Annotated in this window: 24 protein-coding genes; 10 read left to right on the top strand and 14 right to left on the bottom strand. The window is 48.6% G+C overall.

What is annotated here, in order from left to right; translation table 11 throughout:
• Window positions 1-61: 61 nt before the first annotated feature.
• Entirely contained in the window at window positions 62-664 is a 603-nt protein-coding gene (locus H6G50_RS19000; RefSeq protein WP_190719791.1) for a pyridoxamine 5'-phosphate oxidase family protein, read from the top strand.
• A gap of 113 nt (window positions 665-777) precedes the next feature.
• Here H6G50_RS19000 and H6G50_RS18995 read toward each other — a convergent pair whose 3' ends face one another.
• The 3 genes from H6G50_RS18995 to H6G50_RS18985 all read right to left on the bottom strand — a co-directional run bounded on the left by H6G50_RS18995 (window position 778) and on the right by H6G50_RS18985 (window position 4,910).
• Window positions 778-1,620 carry a DUF4435 domain-containing protein gene (locus H6G50_RS18995; protein ID WP_190719788.1) on the bottom strand — a complete coding sequence of 281 codons (843 nt, stop codon included), beginning with the start codon at window positions 1,618-1,620 and terminating at the stop codon, window positions 778-780.
• Window positions 1,617-2,981: an AAA family ATPase gene (locus H6G50_RS18990; RefSeq protein WP_190719786.1), complete on the bottom strand. Its 1,365-nt coding sequence runs from the start codon at window positions 2,979-2,981 to the stop codon at window positions 1,617-1,619. Before H6G50_RS18990 ends, H6G50_RS18995 begins: the two co-directional genes overlap by 4 nt.
• A 144-nt stretch (window positions 2,982-3,125) precedes the next feature.
• Window positions 3,126-4,910: an ABC transporter ATP-binding protein gene (locus H6G50_RS18985; protein WP_190719783.1), complete on the bottom strand. Its 1,785-nt coding sequence runs from the start codon at window positions 4,908-4,910 to the stop codon at window positions 3,126-3,128.
• Between the two features lie 360 nt (window positions 4,911-5,270).
• On the opposite strand from H6G50_RS18985, the gene H6G50_RS18980 reads away from it, so the two are divergent.
• From H6G50_RS18980 to H6G50_RS18970, 3 genes are all read left to right on the top strand, one after another.
• Window positions 5,271-5,498, top strand: a complete 228-nt coding sequence (locus H6G50_RS18980; RefSeq protein WP_190719780.1) for a type II toxin-antitoxin system HicB family antitoxin — start codon at window positions 5,271-5,273, stop codon at window positions 5,496-5,498.
• A 55-nt stretch (window positions 5,499-5,553) separates the two neighbouring features.
• Entirely contained in the window at window positions 5,554-5,712 is a 159-nt protein-coding gene (locus H6G50_RS24270) for a type II toxin-antitoxin system HicA family toxin (RefSeq protein WP_347239965.1), read from the top strand.
• Between the two features lie 299 nt (window positions 5,713-6,011).
• Window positions 6,012-6,386 carry a group 1 truncated hemoglobin gene (locus H6G50_RS18970; protein ID WP_190719777.1) on the top strand — a complete coding sequence of 125 codons (375 nt, stop codon included), beginning with the start codon at window positions 6,012-6,014 and terminating at the stop codon, window positions 6,384-6,386.
• Between the two features lie 49 nt (window positions 6,387-6,435).
• Here the strand turns inward: H6G50_RS18970 and H6G50_RS18965 are convergent, their stop codons facing one another.
• The 3 genes from H6G50_RS18965 to H6G50_RS18955 all read right to left on the bottom strand — a co-directional run bounded on the left by H6G50_RS18965 (window position 6,436) and on the right by H6G50_RS18955 (window position 9,281).
• Window positions 6,436-7,107: a CADD family putative folate metabolism protein gene (locus H6G50_RS18965; RefSeq protein ID WP_190719774.1), complete on the bottom strand. Its 672-nt coding sequence runs from the start codon at window positions 7,105-7,107 to the stop codon at window positions 6,436-6,438.
• A 43-nt stretch (window positions 7,108-7,150) separates the two neighbouring features.
• Window positions 7,151-8,056: a CoA-binding protein gene (locus H6G50_RS18960; protein ID WP_190719771.1), complete on the bottom strand. Its 906-nt coding sequence runs from the start codon at window positions 8,054-8,056 to the stop codon at window positions 7,151-7,153.
• Between the two features lie 67 nt (window positions 8,057-8,123).
• Window positions 8,124-9,281 (bottom strand): ATP-grasp domain-containing protein, encoded by a 1,158-nt coding sequence (locus H6G50_RS18955; protein WP_190719769.1) that lies wholly within the window; start codon window positions 9,279-9,281, stop codon window positions 8,124-8,126.
• Window positions 9,282-9,392: 111 nt separating this feature from the next.
• Between H6G50_RS18955 and H6G50_RS18950 the strand changes: the two genes are divergently transcribed.
• Entirely contained in the window at window positions 9,393-11,123 is a 1,731-nt protein-coding gene (locus H6G50_RS18950; protein ID WP_190719766.1) for a hypothetical protein, read from the top strand.
• A 279-nt stretch (window positions 11,124-11,402) separates the two neighbouring features.
• Here H6G50_RS18950 and H6G50_RS18945 read toward each other — a convergent pair whose 3' ends face one another.
• On the bottom strand, window positions 11,403-11,810 hold the full coding sequence (locus tag H6G50_RS18945) for a phosphomannose isomerase type II C-terminal cupin domain (RefSeq protein ID WP_190719763.1): 408 nt from the start codon (window positions 11,808-11,810) through the stop codon (window positions 11,403-11,405).
• Window positions 11,811-12,192: 382 nt separating this feature from the next.
• Between H6G50_RS18945 and H6G50_RS18940 the strand changes: the two genes are divergently transcribed.
• Both H6G50_RS18940 and coaBC read left to right on the top strand, forming a co-directional pair.
• Complete coding sequence (locus H6G50_RS18940; RefSeq protein WP_199303235.1) at window positions 12,193-12,408, top strand: DUF2555 domain-containing protein; 216 nt, start codon at window positions 12,193-12,195, stop codon at window positions 12,406-12,408.
• A 3-nt stretch (window positions 12,409-12,411) separates the two neighbouring features.
• Window positions 12,412-13,626 (top strand): bifunctional phosphopantothenoylcysteine decarboxylase/phosphopantothenate--cysteine ligase CoaBC, encoded by a 1,215-nt coding sequence (gene coaBC, locus H6G50_RS18935; protein ID WP_190719760.1) that lies wholly within the window; start codon window positions 12,412-12,414, stop codon window positions 13,624-13,626.
• Window positions 13,627-13,639: 13 nt separating this feature from the next.
• Here coaBC and H6G50_RS18930 read toward each other — a convergent pair whose 3' ends face one another.
• The 5 genes from H6G50_RS18930 to H6G50_RS18915 form a co-directional block, all read right to left on the bottom strand.
• The gene (locus H6G50_RS18930; protein ID WP_190719757.1) at window positions 13,640-14,092 is read right to left on the bottom strand and encodes a hypothetical protein; all 453 of its coding nucleotides are present in this window, start codon (window positions 14,090-14,092) and stop codon (window positions 13,640-13,642) included.
• A gap of 161 nt (window positions 14,093-14,253) precedes the next feature.
• On the bottom strand, window positions 14,254-14,445 hold the full coding sequence (locus tag H6G50_RS23925; RefSeq protein WP_199303233.1) for a hypothetical protein: 192 nt from the start codon (window positions 14,443-14,445) through the stop codon (window positions 14,254-14,256).
• 78 nt (window positions 14,446-14,523) lie between these two features.
• Complete coding sequence (locus tag H6G50_RS23920) at window positions 14,524-14,763, bottom strand: hypothetical protein (RefSeq protein WP_199303231.1); 240 nt, start codon at window positions 14,761-14,763, stop codon at window positions 14,524-14,526.
• Window positions 14,760-16,007: an AAA family ATPase gene (locus H6G50_RS18920; protein ID WP_190719754.1), complete on the bottom strand. Its 1,248-nt coding sequence runs from the start codon at window positions 16,005-16,007 to the stop codon at window positions 14,760-14,762. The genes H6G50_RS23920 and H6G50_RS18920 overlap by 4 nt, the downstream gene beginning before the upstream one ends.
• Before the next feature lie 91 nt (window positions 16,008-16,098).
• Window positions 16,099-19,155: a filamentous hemagglutinin N-terminal domain-containing protein gene (locus tag H6G50_RS18915; protein WP_190719751.1), complete on the bottom strand. Its 3,057-nt coding sequence runs from the start codon at window positions 19,153-19,155 to the stop codon at window positions 16,099-16,101.
• A 244-nt stretch (window positions 19,156-19,399) separates the two neighbouring features.
• On the opposite strand from H6G50_RS18915, the gene H6G50_RS18910 reads away from it, so the two are divergent.
• On the top strand, window positions 19,400-20,776 hold the full coding sequence (locus H6G50_RS18910) for a 1-acyl-sn-glycerol-3-phosphate acyltransferase (RefSeq protein WP_190719748.1): 1,377 nt from the start codon (window positions 19,400-19,402) through the stop codon (window positions 20,774-20,776).
• A gap of 62 nt (window positions 20,777-20,838) precedes the next feature.
• On the opposite strand, the gene H6G50_RS18905 is transcribed toward H6G50_RS18910, so the two are convergent.
• Window positions 20,839-21,414, bottom strand: a complete 576-nt coding sequence (locus tag H6G50_RS18905) for a thioredoxin family protein (protein WP_190719745.1) — start codon at window positions 21,412-21,414, stop codon at window positions 20,839-20,841.
• Between the two features lie 97 nt (window positions 21,415-21,511).
• Between H6G50_RS18905 and H6G50_RS18900 the strand changes: the two genes are divergently transcribed.
• Together H6G50_RS18900 and H6G50_RS18895 are read left to right on the top strand one after the other, a co-directional pair.
• Window positions 21,512-21,916 carry an NIL domain-containing protein gene (locus H6G50_RS18900; protein WP_190719743.1) on the top strand — a complete coding sequence of 135 codons (405 nt, stop codon included), beginning with the start codon at window positions 21,512-21,514 and terminating at the stop codon, window positions 21,914-21,916.
• Window positions 21,917-22,058: 142 nt separating this feature from the next.
• On the top strand, window positions 22,059-23,411 hold the full coding sequence (locus tag H6G50_RS18895) for an ATP-binding protein (protein WP_190719741.1): 1,353 nt from the start codon (window positions 22,059-22,061) through the stop codon (window positions 23,409-23,411).
• Here the strand turns inward: H6G50_RS18895 and H6G50_RS18890 are convergent.
• Complete coding sequence (locus H6G50_RS18890; RefSeq protein ID WP_190719739.1) at window positions 23,406-23,750, bottom strand: response regulator; 345 nt, start codon at window positions 23,748-23,750, stop codon at window positions 23,406-23,408. The two genes, H6G50_RS18895 and H6G50_RS18890, sit on opposite strands and share 6 nt — an antisense overlap.
• Between the last annotated feature and the right edge of the window lie 74 nt (window positions 23,751-23,824).

Genomic DNA, 23,824 nt, shown 5'->3' with positions numbered 1-23,824 from the left:
TTTCGCTCTCTAGAGTTCTTAACGAAAAGTTGATGAATCGATTGCCGCTTAGGAGAGTCTAATGCCTCGCAAATTTGGAGAAATTGCGTTTACGCCCGAAGTCAAAGCCGCCCAGGAACAAAGGGGGTCTCGTCAAACCTACGAGAAATATATTGCCAATGGTGCAGCGAACGATACGATTACCCCAAAAATTGAGGAAACGATCGCTCGACTGGATGGATTTTATTTGGGAACGGTCAGTTCCAATGGCTATCCCTATATTCAGTTTCGGGGGGGTACGCCGGGATTCCTCAAAGTATTGGATGAAAAGACATTGGGCTTTGCTGATTTTTCGGGCAACGTGCAATACATTACAGTCGGCAATCTTTCCAGCAACGATAAAGCCTTTCTATTTTTGATGGATTATCGTCACCGCAAACGGATTAAACTCTGGGGCAGAGCGAGTTTTGTTGAAGGGGATGCAGAATTAATTGCACGATTGCAAGTTCCAGGGTATCCCGCTAACATCGAAAGAGCCATTCTTTTCCATGTGGAAGCAACCAGCGAGAACTGTCCCCAACACATTCCGATTCGCTATTCAGAAACCGAAGTGGAAGAGATGATAGCTCCTCTGCGCGATCGCATTACTGAATTAGAGCAGCAGTTACGCGATCGAATCAACTAAACTTCCCATCGACTCGATTAAAGGGTCGAAATTAGGGATGGTTTCCGAATCGCTCTTCGCGAACAGTCAATAGAGAGCAAAATGTTGCTACACGAATAACTTAGCGCTCGGGCTTATAAAACCCGAAACGGCTGATTATTGGTTTCCCAGATTTGCACGGAACGGTAAATTCCGGTCGTGTAAAAGTAAGTTGCTTCGTAAGCAAGCCTTAAGCTGCGTTCGAGATAGTCAGTCTTGACATCATCAGCTTTAGCCGAACCCAAGGTTCTACGCAAACTGAAAGATAAAATTTCAACTAAGTGATGACCACAGCAGATTTGCAAGCAATCGTAACATAGGCTTTTTTGAGCCGTTAATTTTTGCTGTAGACCTTCAGTGCTTAATGCCGGTAGTTGAGATTTATTTTTAATTTCTTGAATAAGTTTCAATTCATTTACTCGTAAGGTCTTCTCATCAATAAACTTACTGAATCCGATTCCCTCAAATTTTAAGTTTAATCCATCTATTTTTGAAACTAAAAGTAGGCAGCCGATGGGAAGTGCAGCTTCAATCAAGACAGTTTTAATATCTCTGCCGAACTTAGCGATTTTTTCCTCCGAACCGAACTCCAATAAAACTTTATCCAGAGCCGGTGAATCGAGTAACAGGGTTTCAATGTCGTGCGTGTCGGTCAGCAAAAGATTGGGGCTAGCTCGATTGACATTTTCGACGCGATCGAAGTCGGCATCAACAATGGCAAGAATGCCAGGGAAACTAGAATTTTCTAAAATTTCTAAAACCTCAATAACTCGAACTTTTCCATTCAGAACAATAGAAACACAAATATCTCGGTCGATGAAGCGGTCATAAAAAACTTTGTCGGAATGTCCTTCTAAAAGGAGAAAAGTTCCCGAAAATGTGCTGCGCCGCATCCTAATTGCATTCGCTTCGCGGTCAGCAGACAAAAATTCTCTCATTTTTCCGGCCCTTTCAACTCCACTGTTAAATCCCAGCGGTCTTGAATCAGGTCGGGTGAATGAGTTGCCATTAAAATATCTAAATCGGCGAGTTTAATGATTTCTTGCAAATCTTCTAGAAACTTAGACTGCCAGCCGACATGAAGGGAAAGTTCTGGTTCGTCAATGAGAACTAAAGTATTAGGTTTTACTTTAAATAGAAGTTCGTAAAGGAGAACTAACTCATGCTGCTCCCCGGATGATAAGTCAGTCGGAGAGAGTGTATTTTCGTTAGAGAGGGAGTTTGGATATAAGGTTTTAAAAACAAATCCTTTTTCTTTGTTAAAATTAATTTCTTTATAAGAATAAGAGAATTTTTTATTGATGATACTTCTCAATAAATATATTTTGTCCGCAATTTCATTAAAGACTTTAAGTTTTTTTTCAACATCATCAACATAAACTGATAAAATACTCTTTGTACTTTCATCAATATTCTGAGACTGAATCTGAAAATCCGAGTTATCGTCTTTATCTAATAAACCGACTTCGATTAAACGAGAGCGCGTCTGTTCGAGTTCGTTAAGTTGTTCGCGCAGTTTTTCATCTGTTAATTGAGTCGTGTTATGCTGCGCGATCGCGCGAGCCGGAAAGGTGCGATCGAGGGACTGCGATGTAGTGCCATATTCGGCTAATTTGGATTGTATGAGTTGGGAAATTTCCTCCGAGTAAGCAGAGACGGTTGGTAACATTGAATGCGTTTCGGTGTAATATCGTGAAGATTGATGACGAGCTACATTTAATAAACGTTGAGATTCAATCAGACGAACACGAACATTGCTTTTTACCAATTCCAACCATTCCGGTTCTCCACTAGACTTTATTTTAATGGATAAAGCATCCGCAAAACGTGCCACTGCTTCATTAAATGAAAGAGTTTCTCCTGTCGGCATATATCTCCAGGTTCTAGCACTAACTCTGCTAATTTCTGGGATAACATCATCGAGAATATCGATAGGAAAACCACGTTCTTTATCCTTTACATTTTCCGTGAGAGAAAACTGTTTAGGCGATGATGAAGATAGATTTTCATAAAACTCACATAATATCTGATTCTTTTTTTTAGCTTTATTATGACGCTCTTTGTCTTTGGAAACTCGTATTCTGTTATCGTTATCAAATTGTAGCTCAAACTCTAAAAATGGAATATTTTGAAAAATCGAGTATTGACAGTTGAAGAGACCGTTTATCATTTTCAGGATTGCCGTTTTGCCAAATCCGTTTGGACCGTGAATTATAGTCATTTGCTCGTCCATGTTTAATGGGATAACATGGTCGAATATTCCAAATAAACCTTTAACGGAAATTTTTTCGATCCGCATAAATGTTAAGCACTCCAACCCTAGATGTTTGGCTTTGAATTCTAACGATCGCGCTCGATTCGCAACTTACCAGCTAGAGCGAGATCGCTTGCGTCCATCCTGCTACTCTATAATATTCTTCCGAGAATGTTATGACGAGTGCGACTAGCGATGTAAAGTGCGACTCAATTCCCCCGTTTGCACGCGCCATAGCCCTGCATAAATTCCGTTATTTGTCAAGAGTTCTTCGTGAGTGCCGCGCTCGACAATGCGCCCGTATTCCATGACGTAGATGCAGTCGGCGTTGCGGATGGTGGAGAGGCGGTGGGCGATCGCGATTGTAGTACGATGTTGGGTAATTTGCTCGAGGGAACGCGCGATCGCGGCTTCGGTTTCATTATCGACCGCAGAAGTCGCCTCGTCGAGGATTAAAATCGGCGGGTTGCGGAGAATGGCGCGGGCGATGGCGAGGCGCTGGCGTTGACCGCCGGAGAGCTTTTGACCGCGTTCGCCGACGATGGTATCGTAACCTTGGGGTAACTTATCGATAAACTCGTGGGCTTCGGCAATTTTAGCAGCCGCGATCGCATCCTCCAACGTCGCCTCCGGACTGCCATACTTAATATTCTCCAACGCCGAACCGTGGAACAAAAATACATCCTGACTCACCAACCCCATCGAACGGCGCAAATCGTATAAATTCACCTGCTGAATATCAACCCCATCCACCGTTATCGTGCCTTCCTGAATTTCGTACAGGCGCAACAACAACTTCACCAGCGTACTTTTTCCCGAACCCGTCGCCCCGACAACACCGATGGTTTTCCCCGCCGGAACGTGCAGCGAGAGGTTTTTGATAACGGGTTCGCGGTTGCGGTAGGCGAAGGTAACATTCTCGAACTTAACCTCACCGCGAACGGAAGGCAGAGAAAGCGTTCCTGGATGGGCGGCGATGGGCGTATCCAGCAAGTCCATAATGCGATTCGTCGAAGCCATCGCCCGTTGATATAAATCCAGCGTTTGCCCCAGGCGCGTCAGCGGCCATAATAAACGCTGGGTCATGAATACCAGGACGCTGTAAGTTCCTACCGCTAGAGTGCCATCAACCGCTTTCATTCCGCCGATGAGCAGCGTTGCCGTAAAACCGAATAAAATGGCAAAGCGAATTAAAGGCACAAAAGCAGAACTCAGAACGATCGCGCGGTGGTTGCTTTTGCGGTAAGCTTCACTCTCGACGCGCAACCGTTCGATTTCGTAGCGTTCGGTGGTAAAGCTTTTAATCGTGAGGATACCGCTAATGTTATTCGCCAGACGACTGCTGAGGAAACCGACTTTTTCGCGAACCTCTGCGTAACGAGGTGCAAGGCGCTTTTGGAACGCGATCGATCCCCAAATAATAACTGGCATGGGAAGCATCGTCATCCAAGCCACATTAGGTGCGGCGAACATAAACCCAATCCCGATAACCACCACCGTTGTTGAAAGGTGCAGCAATTCCATCGCACCGACATCGAGGAAGCGTTCGAGTTGGTTGATATCGTCGTTGAGAATCGACAGCAAGCCGCCGGTACTGCCTTCCTCAAAAAAGGCTAAATCTAAATCTTGCAGGTGGCTGTAGCTATCCAGGCGCAAATCGTGCTGAACATTTTGTGCTAAATTGCGCCAGAGGCGATTGTGAGCGTACTCCGTAATCGATTCTAAAGCCCAAATTAGGGCGGTGAGGAGAGTGAGAATCAGGAGTTGCTGGAACGTATCGGTAATTCCCCAACGCGCGATTAGGGAATCCTTCTTATTAACGACCACATCCACTGCCACCCCAATGAGAACCGGCGGCGCGAGATCGAAAGATTTGTTGAGAATCGAACAAATCGTCGCCTGCCAAATTAAGGGGCGATAGTTGCGTCCGTAGTGGAGGAGGCGTTGTAGGGGGTGAGTTTCGCGTGCGCGCATTAGCATCTCGAAGCATACAAGTAGTCTATCTTAGCTTGTTTTCCCCAAGCGAATTTGACTGAAGTCGAAGCATTATCGAGTTTTCTTTCTCCACGCTGCTGAACCAGCATCTTTTCGCAGTTATTTCACGCGTTAAAGCTCGCGTCCTATATTTCACCAGAGAGCGCGAGATTTCGAGTAAAATGAGGCGGGCATTTCTCTTCAGAGCGATCGCGGGGGGCGATGATTTCACAAGGCGATCGCATAAACAAGAACCCGACGGGCGTGCAAGCATTCTTGTCCGAATTCTGCTATATTACTGCTGTATCAAAGACACAACCTCCGCTACAAGTGTCGAATGTGGGAGCAGGGAGATTTGGAATGAAGCAAAGTCAGCAATTCACCGCTTTAATCGAACGGGAAGACGACGGCTATGTATCGCTATGTCCCGAACTCGACATCGCTAGTCAAGGCGAAACGGTAGAAGATGCCCGAAAAAATTTGATTGAGGCGATTGAACTTTTTTTTGAAGTAGCAGACCCGACAGAAATTGCTTCTCGACTGAAATTAGAAGTCTTTATTACCCGACTGGAGGTTAACATTGGGTAAGCTCAGAACCTTTTCAGGTTTGGAAGTTTGTAAACTTTTAGAGCAATAAGGTTTTGTGCGGGTTCGACAGAGAGGCAGTCATATTGCCATGCAAAAGCGCACGGAAGAAACAACAATTACAGTTCCGATTCCAAACCATAAGCAACTCAAGATGGGAACTTTGTTGTCTATTATTCGACAGTCTCAAGTATCGCGATCGCTCTTCGAGGTATAGCAGGGAGTACGATCTCGTCCCCACCGCTTCGCGCATCTCTTTCATCCTCATTTCACCGCAGAGAGCGCGAGATTGAGAGTAGGATGAGGTGGACAGTCCTCCTAAAGCCAGCGAACATACAAGTAGTCTATCTTAGCTTGTTTTCCCCAAGTGGATTTGACTTAAGTCAAAGCTTTACAAGCGCGTTTCTCCTAAGCTGAACGATATCGGAGTTTTCCAAGCTTCTAGAAACAGGGAAGCGTTAATCTTCGATTTTGAGTTTAATTGCGATCGAGCAACTTTCAACAAAAGCAAAAAAAATGACCACTTTGTATAAAAAATTAGGCGGTGCAGCCGCTGTCGATCTTGCTGTCGATAAATTCTACGATCGCGTTTTGAAAGACAATCGTATCAAGCACTTCTTCGCTAACACCGATATGGTCAAACAGCGAGCGCATCAGAAAGCCTTTCTCACCTATGCTTTCGGCGGGACTGACAAATATGACGGGCGCTATATGCGCGAAGCCCATCAAGAATTAGTCGAGCAGCAAGGTTTAAATAGCGAACATTTCGATGCTGTGGCAGAAAATTTGCTGGAAACGTTAAAAGAGATGGGAGTTTCTGAGGAACAACTAGCAGAAGTCGCTGCAATTGCTGCGGCTCCCCAACACAAAAAAGATGTGTTAAATCAGTAAGATTTAAAGAGGGCATAGCATTGCTATGCCCTTACCTTTAGAATCGGGATTAGCAATAGCTTTCGTAAACGCCATCTAACAACAAGTTCAAGGCAACAACGGCTTCTTTCGTTGCTTCGAGGGCTTGTTGTTGTTGCGCTTCGGTTTGGCACAATTTAGCCAAGGCTTCGCGAGTCATTTGGCTGTGAATTTCGTCAGCTTTTTCGTGAACGCTGAAGAAAGACAAGGCGCGATCGGAATCAACGTCGTAATACTCCTTCAGTCCGGCAATTTTGGTGGTGGAAACTTCGGGAATTTGCGATTCGTAGGCGTAGAGTGCGGCTAATCCGCGAGCGGGTTCTTCGCTGCGCGCGAGGGTTTTGAGGACGCGCACGGATTCGCGGGTTTTTTCGTGGTAGTCGCGATCTAAGACGCGATCGCGCGCTACTCCCAATCCCTCAGCGAAACGCAACCATAATTCGGGATGGTTGGCATTTCCGCGCTCTTCTTCCATTAAGTTTTCCAACAACATTTGACGAATTTCTAAGTCGTCGCAAGCTGCATGAGTCGCACTTACATAAGTCGGAAAATTGCGAACTTGATGGTAATATTCACAAGCATATTCTTGCAAGCTTGTCAAGGACAATGTGCCTTCCGTCCAGCTTTGGTAGAAGGGATGTTGGAGTAAGTGATGTTGCGCGACAATTTCATCGATCTGAGTCAAAAATTCAGCTTGATTCATAGGGTAAATTGATAATTTCTAGTAGAAGGAGATGGGTGTTAGCTTAAGACAGATCTCCCTTTTTCCGCAAGATCTTCTTAATACAACTGACCACTTGCGAGGGACGATTGGCAACTGTCACTTTTCCTTTTTTCAGTGCGGTAACTTTTGCCTCAGCACGATTGGAACTTAAAGCCGATCGCGCCAGATAGTCCGCTAAGATAAAAGCACCATCGCTGTGGCTTTCGGGATAGGGCAGATGAGTGCCAGCGATAAACGCAACGACGGGCTTTTGGAGTTCGGCTCCAAGGGCTTCGAGAAGATCCGCACTGTTCCCGCTTGCATCGAGATCGAGGACGACGATGGCTTCGGTGCGTTTGTCGCGCTCTAAGATAGGCAACCATTCCTGGAACCCAGAACCGACAATCGCCGCCGTCCCTAAATTAATCGCGAGTGACTGTCCCAATTTAGCCTGGGCGAGTTCCCAAGCGATCGCATCCATCAAATTATCGGTACGAGCAATAATGCCGACATTACCGGGATGATAACAGGATGATGAGAGCGTACCGATGAGAACCTCTCCGGGGAGAATAACGCCAGCACTACCGGGACCGAGGATGAGAGCATCAACGCAGCGCGCTCTCTCAATCGCGCGTAGCATATCGACGGGGGGAACGCTACAAGTACAAATGATGAGTTGGCGCACGCCCGCCGCAATTGCTTCGAGGACAGCATCGAGAACTTCGTAGGGCGGCACGCAGATAACACTGGTGGCAATCTCGCTGCTAGCTGCGATCGCATCTTCAACCAAATGATAGATGGGAATCTCTTGGAAAGTTTCCCCTCCCCAACCTGCGCTCGTTCCGGCAATAACATTCGTACCGTAAGCTTTCATTCGTTCGGCGCAGTCCCGACCGAGGGGAGTCAATATCCCCTGCACCAATACGGTTTGATGAGGTGTAAAGATCATTAGATTTAGTCAATCCCCGTCCCTTTAAGGGCGAGGTTTGTAGAAGAAAGTGCAGTTTACCAGAATTTTAAGAAAGCGAGATCGCTCGTGCAACGGCTTCATCCAAGTCTTCCTCCCAAATAATCGGCAAGGATTCCAAGCGCGCGATGTCGTTCCTCGAGCGCTTCGCGATCGCACTGGCAGCATTTTCGCCTACTAAACGAGCCACCAAACGCGGACGCGCTCCCAATTCGTTGGATGAGTGCAATTCCAGCAGGCGATCGACAAAAGCGTCCAGAAAAACCGTACTAGCGAGAAGATCGATCAAAATGACCTCAATTTTCGGATTTTCCTGCAATTGCATCAAACCAGTTGCGATCGCACCGGCAAACTCCCTCGGATCGAGGACGCGATCGCCCGTCGCCGCCCCAATCGCCCAACAGCCGGCGGGTTTCCCCTTATGTTGCTGCAACAAGTCCCACAGAACCATTCCCGCCCCCAAACTGTTACAGAGAATGCCGATTTTGCCCCCTTTCTCGAACCAATGCAACGACCCAGCCGCCGCTGCCTTCTCTTCCGTTTCCTGCACCGCCTCAGCCAGCGCTAAAAGCTCCGGATGGCGAGCAATTGCTTCATCGTTGACGGTAATCTTGCCGTCGAGCGCCATGATTTCGCCGCCCTCATTTAACCCGAGGGGGTTGATTTCAACGCAATCAAGGTCTTTGCTCTCCCAAAGATAATACATTTTAGCGATCGCTCCTGAAACCGCCGCGATCGCCTCTTTTTGCAGCCCCATCGCGAGTGCTAAGCGGCGCGCGTAAAACGGAGAAAAATCCCCATCAATCGTCACCTTCTTTAAACGCTTGCTCGCGCCCTTCCCCTTCAAATCTTGCGCCGCCGCCCCCAGCAACACCGGACGCTGAAGCCGATAATCGATCGCGACGGCTAAAAAGAGTTCCTGTTGCACCGGGTAACGCGCTTCGGCTAAAAGCAAGCGCGGGAACTGTCCCCGAATCGGCAAACTGAAAATCGCCCGCGCCGCTGCGATCGCATCGATCGTATTCTCGACAAAATGAATTCCCCCCGCCCTCGCGCGCCCAACAGCCCGAACTTGGGATTTCAGCACTAAAGGATAAGACAACGCCAACTGCCGCATTTGTCTCGGGTCATTGATATATTGAGAAGGTGGAACCGGAATGCCCACTTCCCGAAAAAGTTCTTTAGCTTGATACTCTAGTAAATCCATTCCTAATTTCGATTTGTATAAAAAGATCGACTTCCTTTAAGCTTAATGTTTTCATTCAAGTGACAAAAAAGGCATAAACTAAACTACTACAGCAAAATCATTGTTGTTGTCATGCAGAAAACAGCGCCCCCCGCCATCGATCTTGTAGCTCTAGAGCAATTGTGCCAACAGCAACTCCAAGAGCGCTTCCCACAAATGGTTCCCCTCCAAGCCCGCTGCTATCTCCGGGAAGGGACGCTAGTGCTAACGATCGAGCATCACCCGCCCGTATTAGCTTATCCCCATCAAGCTTTTCGCCTGTTCGAGCAACTCCTTAAGGAATCGGGCGCGACGGCAGGAGCAACGGGGCTAATTTACTTGCGAATGCAGGGACAACAACAACCCTATGCTTTTCATATTGTCAAAGTCAAATCCCCGACGCACTCGGCGGAGGATACTTCGGAGTTGGCCGCCGAAGACGAGATTGCCCTTGATGATTTTGAGGAATTGCCGGAAGCGCGCGCGGGACTGAGAGAAACCCCTCCCGAAGCGGATTCCCAACCCTCCGATCCTCCCGCTTGGCTGCCGATCGCGATGTGGGGAACGGGATTCGGTCTGTCGGTATTCTTGCTGAGTCTTTATTTGCTAAGCCGCCCTTGCGTCCTGCGTGGCTGTCCAGAAATAACCTTCGCGCGTCAGTTAGCCCAGCAATCCCTCGAAACTGCGAACTCGCCCCCCTCGGGACAGGCGATTATCGTGGCGCGCCAGCAATTCGATCGCTCGTTGCGGATGTTGCGATCGATTCCCTCCTGGTCGGGATATCGTAACGAAGCCCAAGCTCTACTCGCAGAATACGAACAGACTGCGCGGGGTTGGGATAGCCTGGTTTCGGCAATGACAACAGCAGCACGCGCGGGGAATGTTACCCAAAATCCGCCGTTACCCCCCGCACGCTGGGAAGAAGCCCAACAACTTTGGCAAGAGGCGATCGCGCAACTCCAATCCCTCAGCGGCGAGAGCGAGTTCGGTGAGTTGGTTCAGCGCAAGTTGGGCGAATATCAGCGCAATTTGGGCATTGTCGAACAGGGGCTTGCCTTAGAACGCGAAGCTCGGGAAAACTTGAGCGCCGCAAAAGAAATGGCAAAAACGGCAGAAGTTCGGCAACAGTTGGCGACGGATTTCGAGCAATTGCGCTTGGCGGAAACCATGTGGGAGCAAGTTTCGAGCCGCCTTCAGAGCGTTCCTAAAACGAGTACCGCTTATACGGAAGCACAGGATACTTTGCGGGGATATTTGCCGCAAATTTCCGCCGTGCGCGATCGCCGAACGCAAGAAAATGCAGCGAAGGACGATATAGCCAAAGCCGAACAGCTAGGGAAAAACGCTAAAGCTTCTGAAAACGCAAATCAATGGTCTGCTGCTGTTATTTCTTGGCGCGAGGCAATTAGCATCCTTAATAAGATTTCCGAGCAAAGCTTTTTTGCACCTCGCGCTAAAGCCCTCACTAAAACCTACAGCACCGAACTGAGTCAAGCTGAAGCAGCGCTCCAAACTGCCATGAAACTTCAGCAAATTCGCACCGATCTCGCTCAACTCTGCACCCAAAACACGAAGATTTGTAACTTTACTGTTGACCAAAAGGTTATTCAGGTGTACCTAACGCCAACTTACGTTTATCGGGTTCGTACCTCCGCCGCAACCGCTCAAAGTAAGCGCGATGCTAAAACCCAGGTGCAACTGTTAGAGCACGTTTACGGATTTGAACGCGCGCTCAATGCGATTAGCGATCGAGCCGGTTTACCCCTAGTGGTTTATAACGGCAGCACTGTCGTTCAAACTCACCAGCCCGTCGCCGGTCGCTAGCACGGGTGTAATTCGTAATTCGTAATTCGTAATTCGTAATTCGCCCGTCCCCCCGTCCCCCAGTCCCCTCGTCACCCCTCATAATTCATAATTCATCACTCATCATTCATAATTCGCCCGTCCCCCCGTCCCCCCGTCCCCTCGTCACCCCTCATAATTCATAATTCATCACTCATCATTCATAATTCGCCCGTCCCCCCGTCCCCCAGTCCCCTCGTCACCCCTCATAATTCATAATTCATCATTCATAATTCACCATTCCCCCATCCTCCATCTGAATTAACTGACGAGTGCGTCCTGCGCCTCGTTGTAATCCTCGAAGCGAATGATGTCATCTTCGCCTAGATATTCCCCATTCTGCACCTCAATCATTACCAAAGGAATGACCCCCGGATTTTCGACGCGGTGGGCAGTGTTCATCGGAACGTAGGTAGACTGCTTTTGAATCAGGAGTTCTTCGTGACCGTTAAAAATTACTTTTGCGGTTCCCGACACGACAACCCAATGTTCGCTGCGGTGGTAGTGCATCTGGGTGCTGATGTGATGTCCGGGATTGACTTCAATGCGATTAATACGATAGCGTTCCCCTTCTTCGAGCATCGTCACGTTCCCCCAAGGGCGGACTCGGGTTGTATGAGTTTCGACGGTTGGGGTTTCTGGCTTCCCGTTCGTTTCTACATTGCTCATGGTCTTTGTTGGGTAGCGATTTTTATTTTAAGCATATAGGCAAAGTTTGAATTTGGAATTAAAAATTAAAAATTAAAAAGTAAAAAAACTGAGTTAGAGGAGATTGCAAATCGATCGCGCGTTGATTGAGTAATACCAATTCAAAATTAAAAATTAAAAATTAAAAATGAAGAAACCTAGATATATTAGGGGTTTCAGCCTCAAGATGTGTCGTCCGAACTCGGAGAATTGGTATAAGGACATTTGTTAAGAATATTTTTGTAAAAGAGGTATGAGTTATTGACTCTCAATCCGATTGGCTCTGACCTCCCAATGTTACCGATCGCGTTAAAATAAGGCGAGGAGCAATGGTCTATAGTGGTAATTATTTGGAGGGCGGGGAATGGTGGAAACATTGAGTTTGTCTCAACAAGACCTCGATCGCGTCACAGCCGATGAGGTGGCGAAACTAGCAACTCGCTTGGAACAGGACGATTACTCGAATCCTTTTGAAGCTTTAGCAGACTGGCATTTGTTGCGCGCGATCGCGTTTCAACACGCCGAGTTGGTGGAACCCTACCTCTATCTCCTCGATATTGAAGCCTACGACGAAGCTTGATCGATGCCCGCAGGAAAAAGAGTTCTGATTGGAATAGGCGGCGGTATTGCCGCCTATAAAATCTGCGAAGTCATTTCGACTTTGTTTAAGCGGGGCGAGCAAATCCGCGTTATCTTAACGCAGAGCGCAGCAGAATTTATTACGCCCCTAACTGTCTCGACTTTAAGCCGACACCGGGCTTACTGCGATCGCGATTTTTGGCAGCCCGTCCATTCCCGCCCCTTACACATCGAACTCGGCGAATGGGCAGAACTCTTCGTCATTGCGCCGCTGACAGCCAATATGCTCGGTAAATTAGCCAACGGCTTAGCCGATAATCTTTTAACCAACACCGTCCTCGCCTCCCGTTGCCCGATTTTATTAGCACCGGCAATGAATACGGAAATGTGGGAACAAGTTTCCGTTCAACGCAACTGGGAACAACTATTTCAAGATAAACGCTATCATAGCATCGGCCCCGAAACCGGACTGCTGGCGTGCGATCGCTTCGGCGCGGGACGCATGGCAGAACCTGCCGCCTTCTTACCCGCGATTCAATCGATCCTCTTAACCCAGGGACGGCGCGACTTAACCGGCAAACACATCTTAATTAGCGCCGGAGGAACGCGCGAACATCTCGATCCCGTTCGCTTCATCGGTAACCCCTCCACCGGAAAAATGGGGATTGCCCTCGCTCGAGCCGCCTTCTTCCGGGGCGCGAAAGTGACTTTAGTCTGCGCGCCGCTTGTCGAACTCGAAGAATCTCTCGCCTCCTCCATTGCGATTATTCCCGTCGGCAGTGCCGCAGAAATGCAACAAGCCATGCTCGACTGCTTCCCGAGCGCCGATTGGACGGTGATGGCGGCGGCTGTCGGCGACTTTAAGCCCGCGACGTATACGCCCTATAAAGTCCCCAAACACGAAATTCCGCCAATGCTGGATTTAGAACCGATTCCCGATATCCTCGCTCAACTCGGCCAGCAAAAACAACCGCACCAACGCTTAATCGGATTTGCTGCACAAACAGGTGATATTGTCAAGCCTGCGATGGAAAAATTGGAGCGAAAGAACCTAGACGCGATCGCGGCGAACCCCATCGACCTCCCCAACGCCGGATTCGGCAGCGAAACCAACCAAGCCATTTTCATAGATCGCCACGGTCGGAAGCAGGAAATGTCCTCTCGCAGTAAATTAGAATTAGCGCACCTTCTCCTCGATTTCGTGCGAGGAATATCTTGAAGCAGTAGCAAGCCTACTGTTCCGTGGAAAGATAAGTGACAACCGGGCGATTAGGATTGCTAAGATTCAACCGATAATTAACCAATGGGACATTACTATTCTGTCCTTCTCGCACTTGAACATAAAACATAGGGTTGTTATTCCCATCCTGCTCAACTTTTTCGATAAAGTGATTGTTGATTTCTTCAGACCGAATCATTTGAGGTCGATTGAAGTCAGGGCGAGACACACAAAAGATGGCAGATCCATCTTGATATTGAGCAGCATACAACCAATAGGTTTGATTATTAACGATAAATTTACGACCATAGAAAACAGTAAAGCGATCCCCATCGCTTTCTAAGTTAGGATCATGGCGACAGTTGCCATCCATATAGACTTCTTCAGATCGGGCAGATGGTGTAATGTTCGCTATTCCCATAAGGAGAATCAATGCCGGGGTTGCAATAAGGGGATTAAGTTTCATTATTTTTTTCTGCATAATCTAGCGTTAAGGTGTGATTTTTTTCAGTTTAGCAATCTAGAACGGTCAATAGTTAAAAAGGCTCTATTTCGTGCGAAGTATCGCAGTTTTAACGACAAGGCGAAAGTCAGATCGTAGAAAATCATGAAAATTATTGAGAAGATTTAGGAGTCACTTCTGCGATTTTTCATTGATTTAGTTTCGGGTTGATAAGCTTTCAGTTGAGCATCGCCCGTTAAAAATTCAACTTGATAGCCCTTTCTTGCATAATGCTCGCCCAAAATACGAATTGTTGTATCTCCTAAAGACAGTTTAGTGTGAGCTTGTTCTCCCCACATACTCGCTAACTTTTCCAATCCCGGTTTATTCCAAAGTTCGGTTTGTTCCCCAAATGCTACCCAAGGAGAAGTCTCATTTGCCGTCTTACCAACAATTTAGTTAAATTTTTCTGCTAATTCCCGGCGTTTAGATGATGCTTGAGAAATATGATTTCCCGTTTCAATAATTGCAGCCAACGGAAGGACAAAAACCGTTTCTTGGCTTTCTTCTTGCTTTAATTTTTCCTCAAGTTTAATAAAATTCCAATCATTCGGTACTTTACCGCATTCTTCCATGTTGGGTATTTTTAAAAGAACGCAAAGGACGCAAGTATCGAAAATCAAAACTTTTCTCATTTTGTCCTTTCTGCCCCCCGATCGATCGCGCCTTGAATCGCCAGTTTACCTAAAGAAGCCGAAGCAAATAACTTTGCAAAATGGTCGATCTCTTCGAGAAGCGTCAGTTTGCTTTCCCCTGTTTCACTATCTCGATGGCAAACAACAGTGAAGGGGATTAGTTCGGGATCGAGTTCGTCTAAAAAACCAGGATTGTGAGTTGTCACTAATACATCGATTTCTCGTTTCTCGCCAATTTCTTTAAGCATAGCTAAAAGCTGTTTAAATCGAGTCGGATGCAAACCATTATCGATATCTTCAATAATCAGTTGACTTCCTTTCGGTCTGGTTAATAGTGCTGTTAAAATAGCCACAAACCGAAGCGTTCCATCTGACATACTTCGCGCATCCACTTCAAAAGTTTTACTTCCGGGCCACTGTTCGCGACAGTACAACATTGCATCTTCTTTAAGCCGTCCTACAGGTTCTGCCCAAATTTCTCGAATGTCGCCTTCCTGAGAATTGTGGAAGTAACGAGTCATTAAGTTTTTAAACTCTTGGGCTTGTTCTGATGATTGCATAGACAGAACACCCGCAATATTAGAAGCATCTGCTGCTATAACATCAGATAAGTGCGAGTAACCTCTCATGCGTTCTGGACTTGGACTCAAAGTAAAAACACTAATTAGAATTAGGGTGACTTCTTTGATTTCATCAAACAGTTTTTGAATGCCTTGATTCTCAGGATTCAAAAAAGATAAATCGCTTAATATCGATCTTTCTCCCCTAAATAAAGAGCGACTTGATACATAAGGTTCTTCTTGTTTTGGGTCGCCAATTTTTATTTTCAGCCTCTGTTCTGCTAAACCATAACCGGGCTTTTCTACTTTAAATAAATTACGATCGTCTGTGTTGCAAACTAACGATTCTTCCTGAATGCTAAATATTTGTCCAGGAGAAATAACGATTTTGTAAGTGTATTCTTGAGAAGAATTGCCTTGCACGATTGCAGAGAGCGAAAATTTTCGTTGTCTTTGAAAGGTTAATAACTCTATAGAACCTCGAAGGGGAGTAACGTCTACTAGATTGTCTTGAAAGGGGCTTCCTAAGCTGTATCCACGAGAAATACGACTCAAATACTCCAAGGCTTCAATGAGATTTGATTTACCGCTCGCATTATTCCCAATTAAAATTGTTAAGGGGTCGAGCGGGAGTTCGGCATAACGATAACTTTTCCAATTTTCAACAATAATTTTCTTTATCACAAGCTCAGCCCCTTTCTTATCAATAACTAATCAATTTCAATCTTTTTTGAGGGCGGATAAAATACTAGAACTCAATTTATGGGTAGAGAGTTCAACGCAGAGGAGCGCAGAGGCGATCGCGTAAAGCAGAGTTATTTGCTACCATACGCCCTAACAACTGACTGGCGCGATTGGACGATTGGCACGGTTCTAAATCGAGGACGAGGGGGACTTCGGGGAGTGCCGAAGCTTTAGGATTGACGATCGCTTCTGGAAACCCTTGGGGGTAAGCGGGCAGGGTTTTTGGAATATCTGCGATCGCGCTTCCTGGGATTGCGGGTGTTGTCAGCACTGTTGGAGTTGGAGCCGGAGTTGGAGTCGGTGGGATCGCAGGAGGGAGAGGCTCTTGGATGACAAACTGGAAGGCGACTCCCTGAAATATCCCCGTACCGCCATCACCCCCGCTACCGCCATTACCCCCCGCACCGCCGCCGCCACCGCCAACACCGCGTCCACCGCCGCCGCCGCCGCCGCCATTTCCTCCCGCACCGCCGCTACCGCCGATCGCGTTTAACACCCGTTGATTCGGTGCAGTCGTGATGCTACCGCTATTCAGGGCAATGCCAACGCCGCCATTGCCGCCCGCACCGCCATTGCCCCCTGCACCGCCGCCGCCGCCGCCGTTATTAGGATTTTGGATGCCGCCGTTACCACCCCTTCCGTCGGCGAAGCCATCTTGCCCGTTGGCACCACCGCCCGTCCCGATTCCGCCATTACCCACGCCCACGTTGCCGCTAGCACCGCTCAAACCGGGCGCTCCGCCATTACCCCCTTGCGGTCCACCCCGTCCGCCATTGCCACCACTATTGAAGAGGTTAGAACCGCCGCCGCCGCCGCCGAAACCGTTACTCCCACCGCCGCCGCCGCCGTTTGTCAAGGTGGAAGCACCGCCGCCGCCCGCACCGCCCCTGATACCGACAGCGCCGGAATTCATGACATCATTTACACTTCCCAATCCCCCAGTTCCGCCCGTGCCGCCGCCGCCACCGCCGCCGCCACCGCGATCGACTGCCAAACCGCCACCGCCGTTACCACCGCCCGCACTTCCTGCTATCCCGCCGCCCAAGCCATTGTTAGCATTAGCGCTGCCCCGTCCGCCGCGATCGCCTGCAAAACCGCCTTCGCCGCCGCTCAATGCCGCACTATTAACATTACTACCGCCGCCGCCACCGCCGCCGCCGATTCCCCCTTGTCCGCCATCGCCGCCGGTTCCGGTTAAGCTAACCAGGCCGGTTGTAGAAGAAATGCTGCTGTTAGTGAGGGAAATTCCCGCACCGCCATCGCCCCCATTGCCGCCAGCTAGCCCTGCGGAACCGCCGAGGTTATTTTTGCCGCCCGTCAATCCGTCGGCGCGATCTTGTCCCGGGCTGCCTGTTGCGCCGACTCCTTCGAGGGTAATGTTGCCGCTGGTGGTTGCGAGGCTGCTGTTATTAAGGGTAATGCCAGTTCCGCCCGTACCGTCCAGCCCGCGCCCCACAATTGCGATCGCGCCCTCCCCGGTGGAAATCGTCGCATTCTCGATCGCCACTGCACCGCCCCCGATACCATCCGCATCGGCATTGAGCTTAACAAAGCCGTTATTCGTGCTGATATTGGCGTTGACAAAAATTCCATTGTTAGATTGCGCTTCCAGTCCGACTCCTGAAGTCGAAATCGCGATCGCTGCATTAATTAAAACGCGATCGCTGGCTTGCAAAATCACATTGCTCGTCGCGCTGTTAATCAGTTCGGCGCTAATATAAGAACGCTGTCCCACTGGAGGCATATTTCCCCCCGCTACCACTTCCAGTTCGCTCGGATCGAGCAATAACGTACCCACTGTACCCTGCGGCGCAAGCGTATCGACGCGCCCCTGAAACTCTAAAACCTGCCGCCCCGATACTTCCACAAAACCGCCATCCGAGGAGGCAACCGTCGGCGCGATCGCCCCTCGGGCGCTAATCGTACCCTGAAAACGAGTCAAATTATCCGCCCAGACGATAACGCGCCCTCCATCTCCGCGAGTCTTCGCATCGGCGCGAATTAGCGAATTTGCATCGATCGCGGTGACTTCTGCCCTCGGTAGCGCGCCACTTCCCCGAACCTCGCCGCCAATTCGCACCGTACCGCCACCCTCCCCGCCGGACGCATTTAAACTCGCTCCCACCACATCGATTTTCGGCCCCAAAATATCGATCGCGCCCCCCGTTCCCTCAGATTCTACGTTTAACGTCCCCGCCACCAGCGCCGTTCCCCCTTCTACCGTTAAGGGGACATCGCTTCCCGTCAGCCAAACGCGCCCATCGTCAGAAACTTGCAGTTGTGTTGCATCGCGAACATTGGCTAATAATTGCGGCAGTTCTAAGGGCGAGATGCTATCGTTTGGGTTAGTGGGGGCAACAACGAAGCTTAAAATACTTCCTTCGCTGCCGATGCGAGCCAGATTTCCCCCTGGTACTGCCGCTAGCGTAATTTTCCCGCCCGGAGCGCTAAGGCTTCCTGCATTGATAACTATACCGCCGCTCAGTTGAAGTTGTTTGCCCGCACCGACTGCTAAATTTGCGGTATTGACAATCGCACCATTTTGTGGATCCGAAAAGAGCAGACCGCTAGGAGAACCAATTAACGATGAATAGTCGTTCGTTTCGCGGCTCGAGAACCAACCCCCATTAAACGCGATCGCGTCCGCCGTCGTTGCGAAAAAACTTCCCCCTACATCCAACGTCGCACCGGCAGCAAAAACGATCCCCGCCGGATTCATTAAATACAAATTTGCATTGCTACCGCTAACTCGAATTAATCCAGCCAGTGTGGAAGCTTCGCCCCCAACCACCCGCCCCAAAATATTTTCAACCTCTGGTGAAGCCAGGAAATTGCCAACTTCCTCGCGAGACAGTCCCAAAGTTGAGAAACTCTGGAAGAGGTTTGCGCCAGCTTGTGTGCCGCCGTCAATGGTGTAAAGATTGCCGGTTTGCACTACCCGCGTCCCCGTACCATCGGGCGCTGCTACAATCGATTGAGCATAAAGCGGAAAAAAGGGGAAAAAAGCCGCGATCGCGGTTGTTGCTACGGAGAAAGCACGGAATTGCGCCCTGCAACCGGGCAAGCACGCGATAGCTATTGACCTCATATCCCTTTCACCCCGTTAAAAAAAGTTTTAAAGCCGGTTAGCGCGTCTGTATTTAACGCCCAATATTATGTATCGATTGTAGCCAAGTACAATACCGATCGATGGTTTCCTGCTCTCTAGAAAGGTCAACTCTACAGAAACTTCATAATTCAAATAAAGGTGCAACGTTAGAAAGCGATCGAAAGCGTCAGTAGAGCGCTATCCTACTGATTACGGCTTGCCGATCCCATCACTCGCTGTATTCATGCAACGCGCTCGTCCCGCTCTTAAATTCATCCCCGTCAAATTTCAGCCCTGGGTGGCGCGAGTGATTGTTACCGCGCTGCCGATTATCAGGCGCTACCGCCTGCGCCCGTGGTTGCCCGCAGGAATCGGACGCATTGAGGTTGAAAATGCTGAAGTTCTTGCCGAGTTGTACCATCAGTTTCAAGCGGGTAAAGTACGCTTTCTGATGGCGTTTCGCCATCCAGAAGTAGACGATCCCCTTTCGATGATTCAGTTGGTTTGTCGCACTCTCCCGAAAGTAGCGCGCGATCGCGGGATTCCCCTCAAACCGCCCGTTCACAGCCACTTTCTCTACGATCGCGGAATGACGATTTGGGCGGGAAAGTGGTTGGGTTGGATGTTTTCCAGGGCGGGCGGCAGTCCGATTCATCGCGGCAAAAAGCTCGATTGGCAAGGAATGCGCGCCGCAAGAGAACTATTAACCGACGGGCAATTTCCCCTCGCAATTGCACCAGAAGGCGCAACCAACGGGCATAGCGAGATCGTCAGCCCCTTAGAACCGGGAGGGGCGCAATTAGCGTTTTGGTGCGTGGAAGACTTGCAAAAAGCCAACCGCAGCGAAGAAGTCTTCATCGTTCCCATCGGCATTCGCTATTCCTATCCCGAACCACCGTGGCAGACCCTAGACGAGTTATTCGCGCAGTTAGAAGCCGATCTCGGACTGCCGGTGGAAAGCAGAGCTACAGTGGAGGAAAGCCAACGCCCCGCCCGATTTTACGATCGCCTCTTGCGCCTCGGGGAATCGTTGCTCGAACGGATGGAAGCCTTTTACAGCAAGGTGTATGGGTACAAACTCCCCCAAGATGCTGCAAGCGGACTGCACGAACGACTGCAAACGCTCCTCAATACAGCCTTGCAAGTTTCCGAAGATTACTTCGGGTTGAAACCGGAAGGCACGCTCATCGAACGCTGCCGTCGGGTTGAAAATGCGGGTTGGCATCGAATTTATCGCGAAGATATCCCCGATTTGGAAGCATTAGCTCCCGTCGATCGCGGTTTAGCCAACTGGACGGCAGCAGAAGCCGACTTGCGAATGCGACATATGCGTTTAGTTGAAAGTTTTGTTGCGGTAACGCAAAGTTACGTGCAAGAAGAACCAACTGTCGAACGCCTTGCTGAAACCGCCCTCATTCTGTTCGATACCGTCGAACGCCTCAAAGGAACAAAAACCCCTCGCCGTCCTCGTTTGGGCTGGCGAACCTCGAAGATGATTATCGCAGAGCCGATTTCTGTTAGCGCGCGTTGGACGATGTATCAAAAAAGCCGTTCTGCTGCCCGAGACGCGATCGCAACGCTGACGCAAGACTTAGAAACGGCTTTGAAAGCAATCACTTAATAATTATGAATTATGAGTTATGAGTTATGAATTACGAATTACGAATTACGAATTACGAATTACTACTTAACTTGCGCGCCGTGACTGCGCGGATCCTCTCCAGCGGTAGCTTTAGGCTGCGTTTGAGCGCTGAAATTAGAAGTTTTACCCGTTGCACTAGCATGAGGTAAAGGAGCATCTGCCACTAAAGCATCGAGATCGGCAGCGAGAATTGTCCTGGGTTGTTCGCCAATCGTTTGCGCGATTGCGTCCCCCTTACGATTGAGGTACACGAAATGGGGAATTCCGTCAATCCGATAGCGTAAAATTTCCGGCAGCCATTTATTATTGTCCACATTGAGCATCACGAAATTGACAGAACTGGCATATTCTTTCTTAAGTTCTGCCAAATCCCCCGCCATCGCCTGACAACTCGTACACCAATCGGCATAAAATTCGATTAAGGTCGGCTTGTCATTCGCGATCGCCACCTCCAGCGGCGTAGACTCTTCTGCCTGCGTTTGTAGCGAGACGGACTCCGTTTGCGATTGCAAACCTAAAAACAGCGCTACACTGAGAATTACCGCCACCAACGCAAGAATGATATTGCGGAGCCGACTGCCGTTGTCGGTCGGTTTAAGCGAAGAGTTTTCAGTCATATCGAAATCGAGCCAACCTAAAATCAACTACATTCTTTAATTCTCTCACATTTCTAATTTTTAATTTTGAATTCTTAATTTCCAGAAGACCGCTCTCATGAAAAAACGAGTCACCCTTACCGTTCCCAAGCGTGCAGTACAGATGGCTTTGACGTACCAACTTGCGAAGGATTTCAACGTAGCGGCTAATATTATTCGAGCGCAAATTGCCCCCAATCAAATTGGTAAATTAGTCGTGGAATTGCAAGGGGATATCGACGAAATCGATGCCGCGATTGAATGGTTGCGCGCCCGACATATCCATGTCGCTTTGGCTAGTCGGGAGATTAATATTGACGAACGCAGTTGTATAGATTGTGGTTTGTGTACTGGCGTTTGTCCGACAGAAGCGTTGACGCTAGAGCCGGAAACCTTTAGACTCCATTTTGCGCGATCGCGCTGCGTGGTCTGCGAGCAGTGCGTTCCTACCTGCCCAGTACAAGCGATCTCGACTCATTTTTGAAAATGATGAGTTATGAATGATGAATGATGAGTTATAAGTTATAAATTACGAATTACGAATTACGAATTACGAATTACGAATTACGAACTACGAATTACGAATTACGAATTACGAACTACGAACTACAAATTACGAATTAGTAATGCAGAGCAACTTGAGTTCCGAATCTCTTTTTTCTCCCTTTCCGATTGAGGGACTTCACGACTTAACCGTCAACTCTACTCTCCTCGAGTTGCCTCTGTGCGATCTACAAATCGAGTCTACCTGCCTCGGTTCGGATCTCGTCGAACTGCTCCAACGATGGCCCCTCCTTCCCGGCGCAATTCTTACCGAAAACGGCCGATTTGTCGGTCCCATCTCCCGTCGAAAACTGATGGAATATCTCTTTTTGCCCAGAGGTCTCGAATTATTTCTCCCGCGACCTTTACAAGTTCTCTACGCCTATATTTGCCCGGAACTGCTGATATTTCCCAGCAACACCACCATTTTAGAAACCTCAAAACGAGTTTTAAAGCGAGCATCCTTACTGTTGCTCGACCCGATTGTCGTCCAAATCAACTCTTCTACCTATCGACTACTCGACTTCGCCCACCTCAATCTAGCAGCTTGGCAAATTCGCGGTATTGAAACCCAAGTCCGCTACGAACGCACGCAAGTACAAACCCTGCAAAGCGAAAAGATGGCGAGTTTGGGGCGTTTAGTAGACGGTATGGCTCACGAAATTCTCGATCCGGTCGGTTTCATCTGGGGCAACCTCGCTCACGTCTCGCAGTACAGCAATAACTTGTTAGAATTAATCGCGGCCTACGATGCTTGCTACGAGGAAACTCCAGAATCCATCGAACGCTTGAAAGAAGAACTCGATTTGGACTTTTTGCTGGAAGATTTTCCTCGAGTGGTTGCAAGCATTACCAGTGGTGCAAAACGCCTTAAAACCCTAGTCGCAAGCTTGCAAAATTTTTGCCATGTCGATGAAGTTTACCCAAAGCCTGCGGATATCCATGCTTGTTTGGATGGTTTGGTCGTTTTACTCAAAAATCGCTTGCGCAGCGAGATTTTATTAGTTAAAGATTACGATCGCTTGCCGCCCGTGACTTGTTATATCGGTCAACTCAGCCAAGTCTTCATGAATATTTTGACAAATGCGATCGATGTATTACTCGAAGATGCCGTCAGCGAAGATTTTGAAGCGAGGCCTGCTCGCACGGTCAAACCGACCATTACAGTTACAACACAGGTGAAATCGCGCCCAGTTCCAGACTCGGAATTTCCAGAACGTTGGGTTTCGATCGCGATTTCGGATAATGGACCGGGAATGTCGGAGGCAATGCAGGAAGCCATCCGCGAATCTTTTACGGTGGAAAAACGAGCGGCAAAGGAAACGAGCTTGTCAGTTAGCTATCAAATCGTAACCGCAAAACACGGGGGTGAATTTTATTTGCGATCGCATCTCGGCGAAGGAACAGAATTTGAAATTCTTCTGCCCCTCTTATAACTCTTGGGATGCCATAGAAGTCACCTTAACTAATCCCAAAACTTCTCGCGATTTAGCCAGAACTTCTTGCGGGCGGAAAGGTTTTGTCATATAGAGGTCAGCCCCGACGGCAAGCCCGCTTTTGCGATCGACTTCCTGCCCTTTTGCCGTCAACATAATAATATAAATATTTTTCAGATTAAGCTTATTCTTGACGGTATCGCAAACTTCAAATCCGCTCATTTTTGGCATCATCACGTCTAAGAAAACTACATCGGGAATTTCTTCTTTAATCGCTTCTAATGCCTCTAATCCATTCGTGGCTGTTATTAACGGGACTTTAGCGAATCTTAAGCCCAAATATAGCCCAAGCTCGCTTTATAAGCCGCAAATACGTTTTGGTTCTGGTCGAGCCACCGCACAAAACGGTAAGA

The sequence above is a fragment of the Oscillatoria sp. FACHB-1406 genome (assembly GCF_014698145.1).
Classification (GTDB): Bacteria; Cyanobacteriota; Cyanobacteriia; order Cyanobacteriales; family Spirulinaceae; genus FACHB-1406.
The sequence above is the reverse complement of the archived record's forward strand: the minus strand, read 5'-3'. Positions and strand labels throughout refer to the sequence as shown.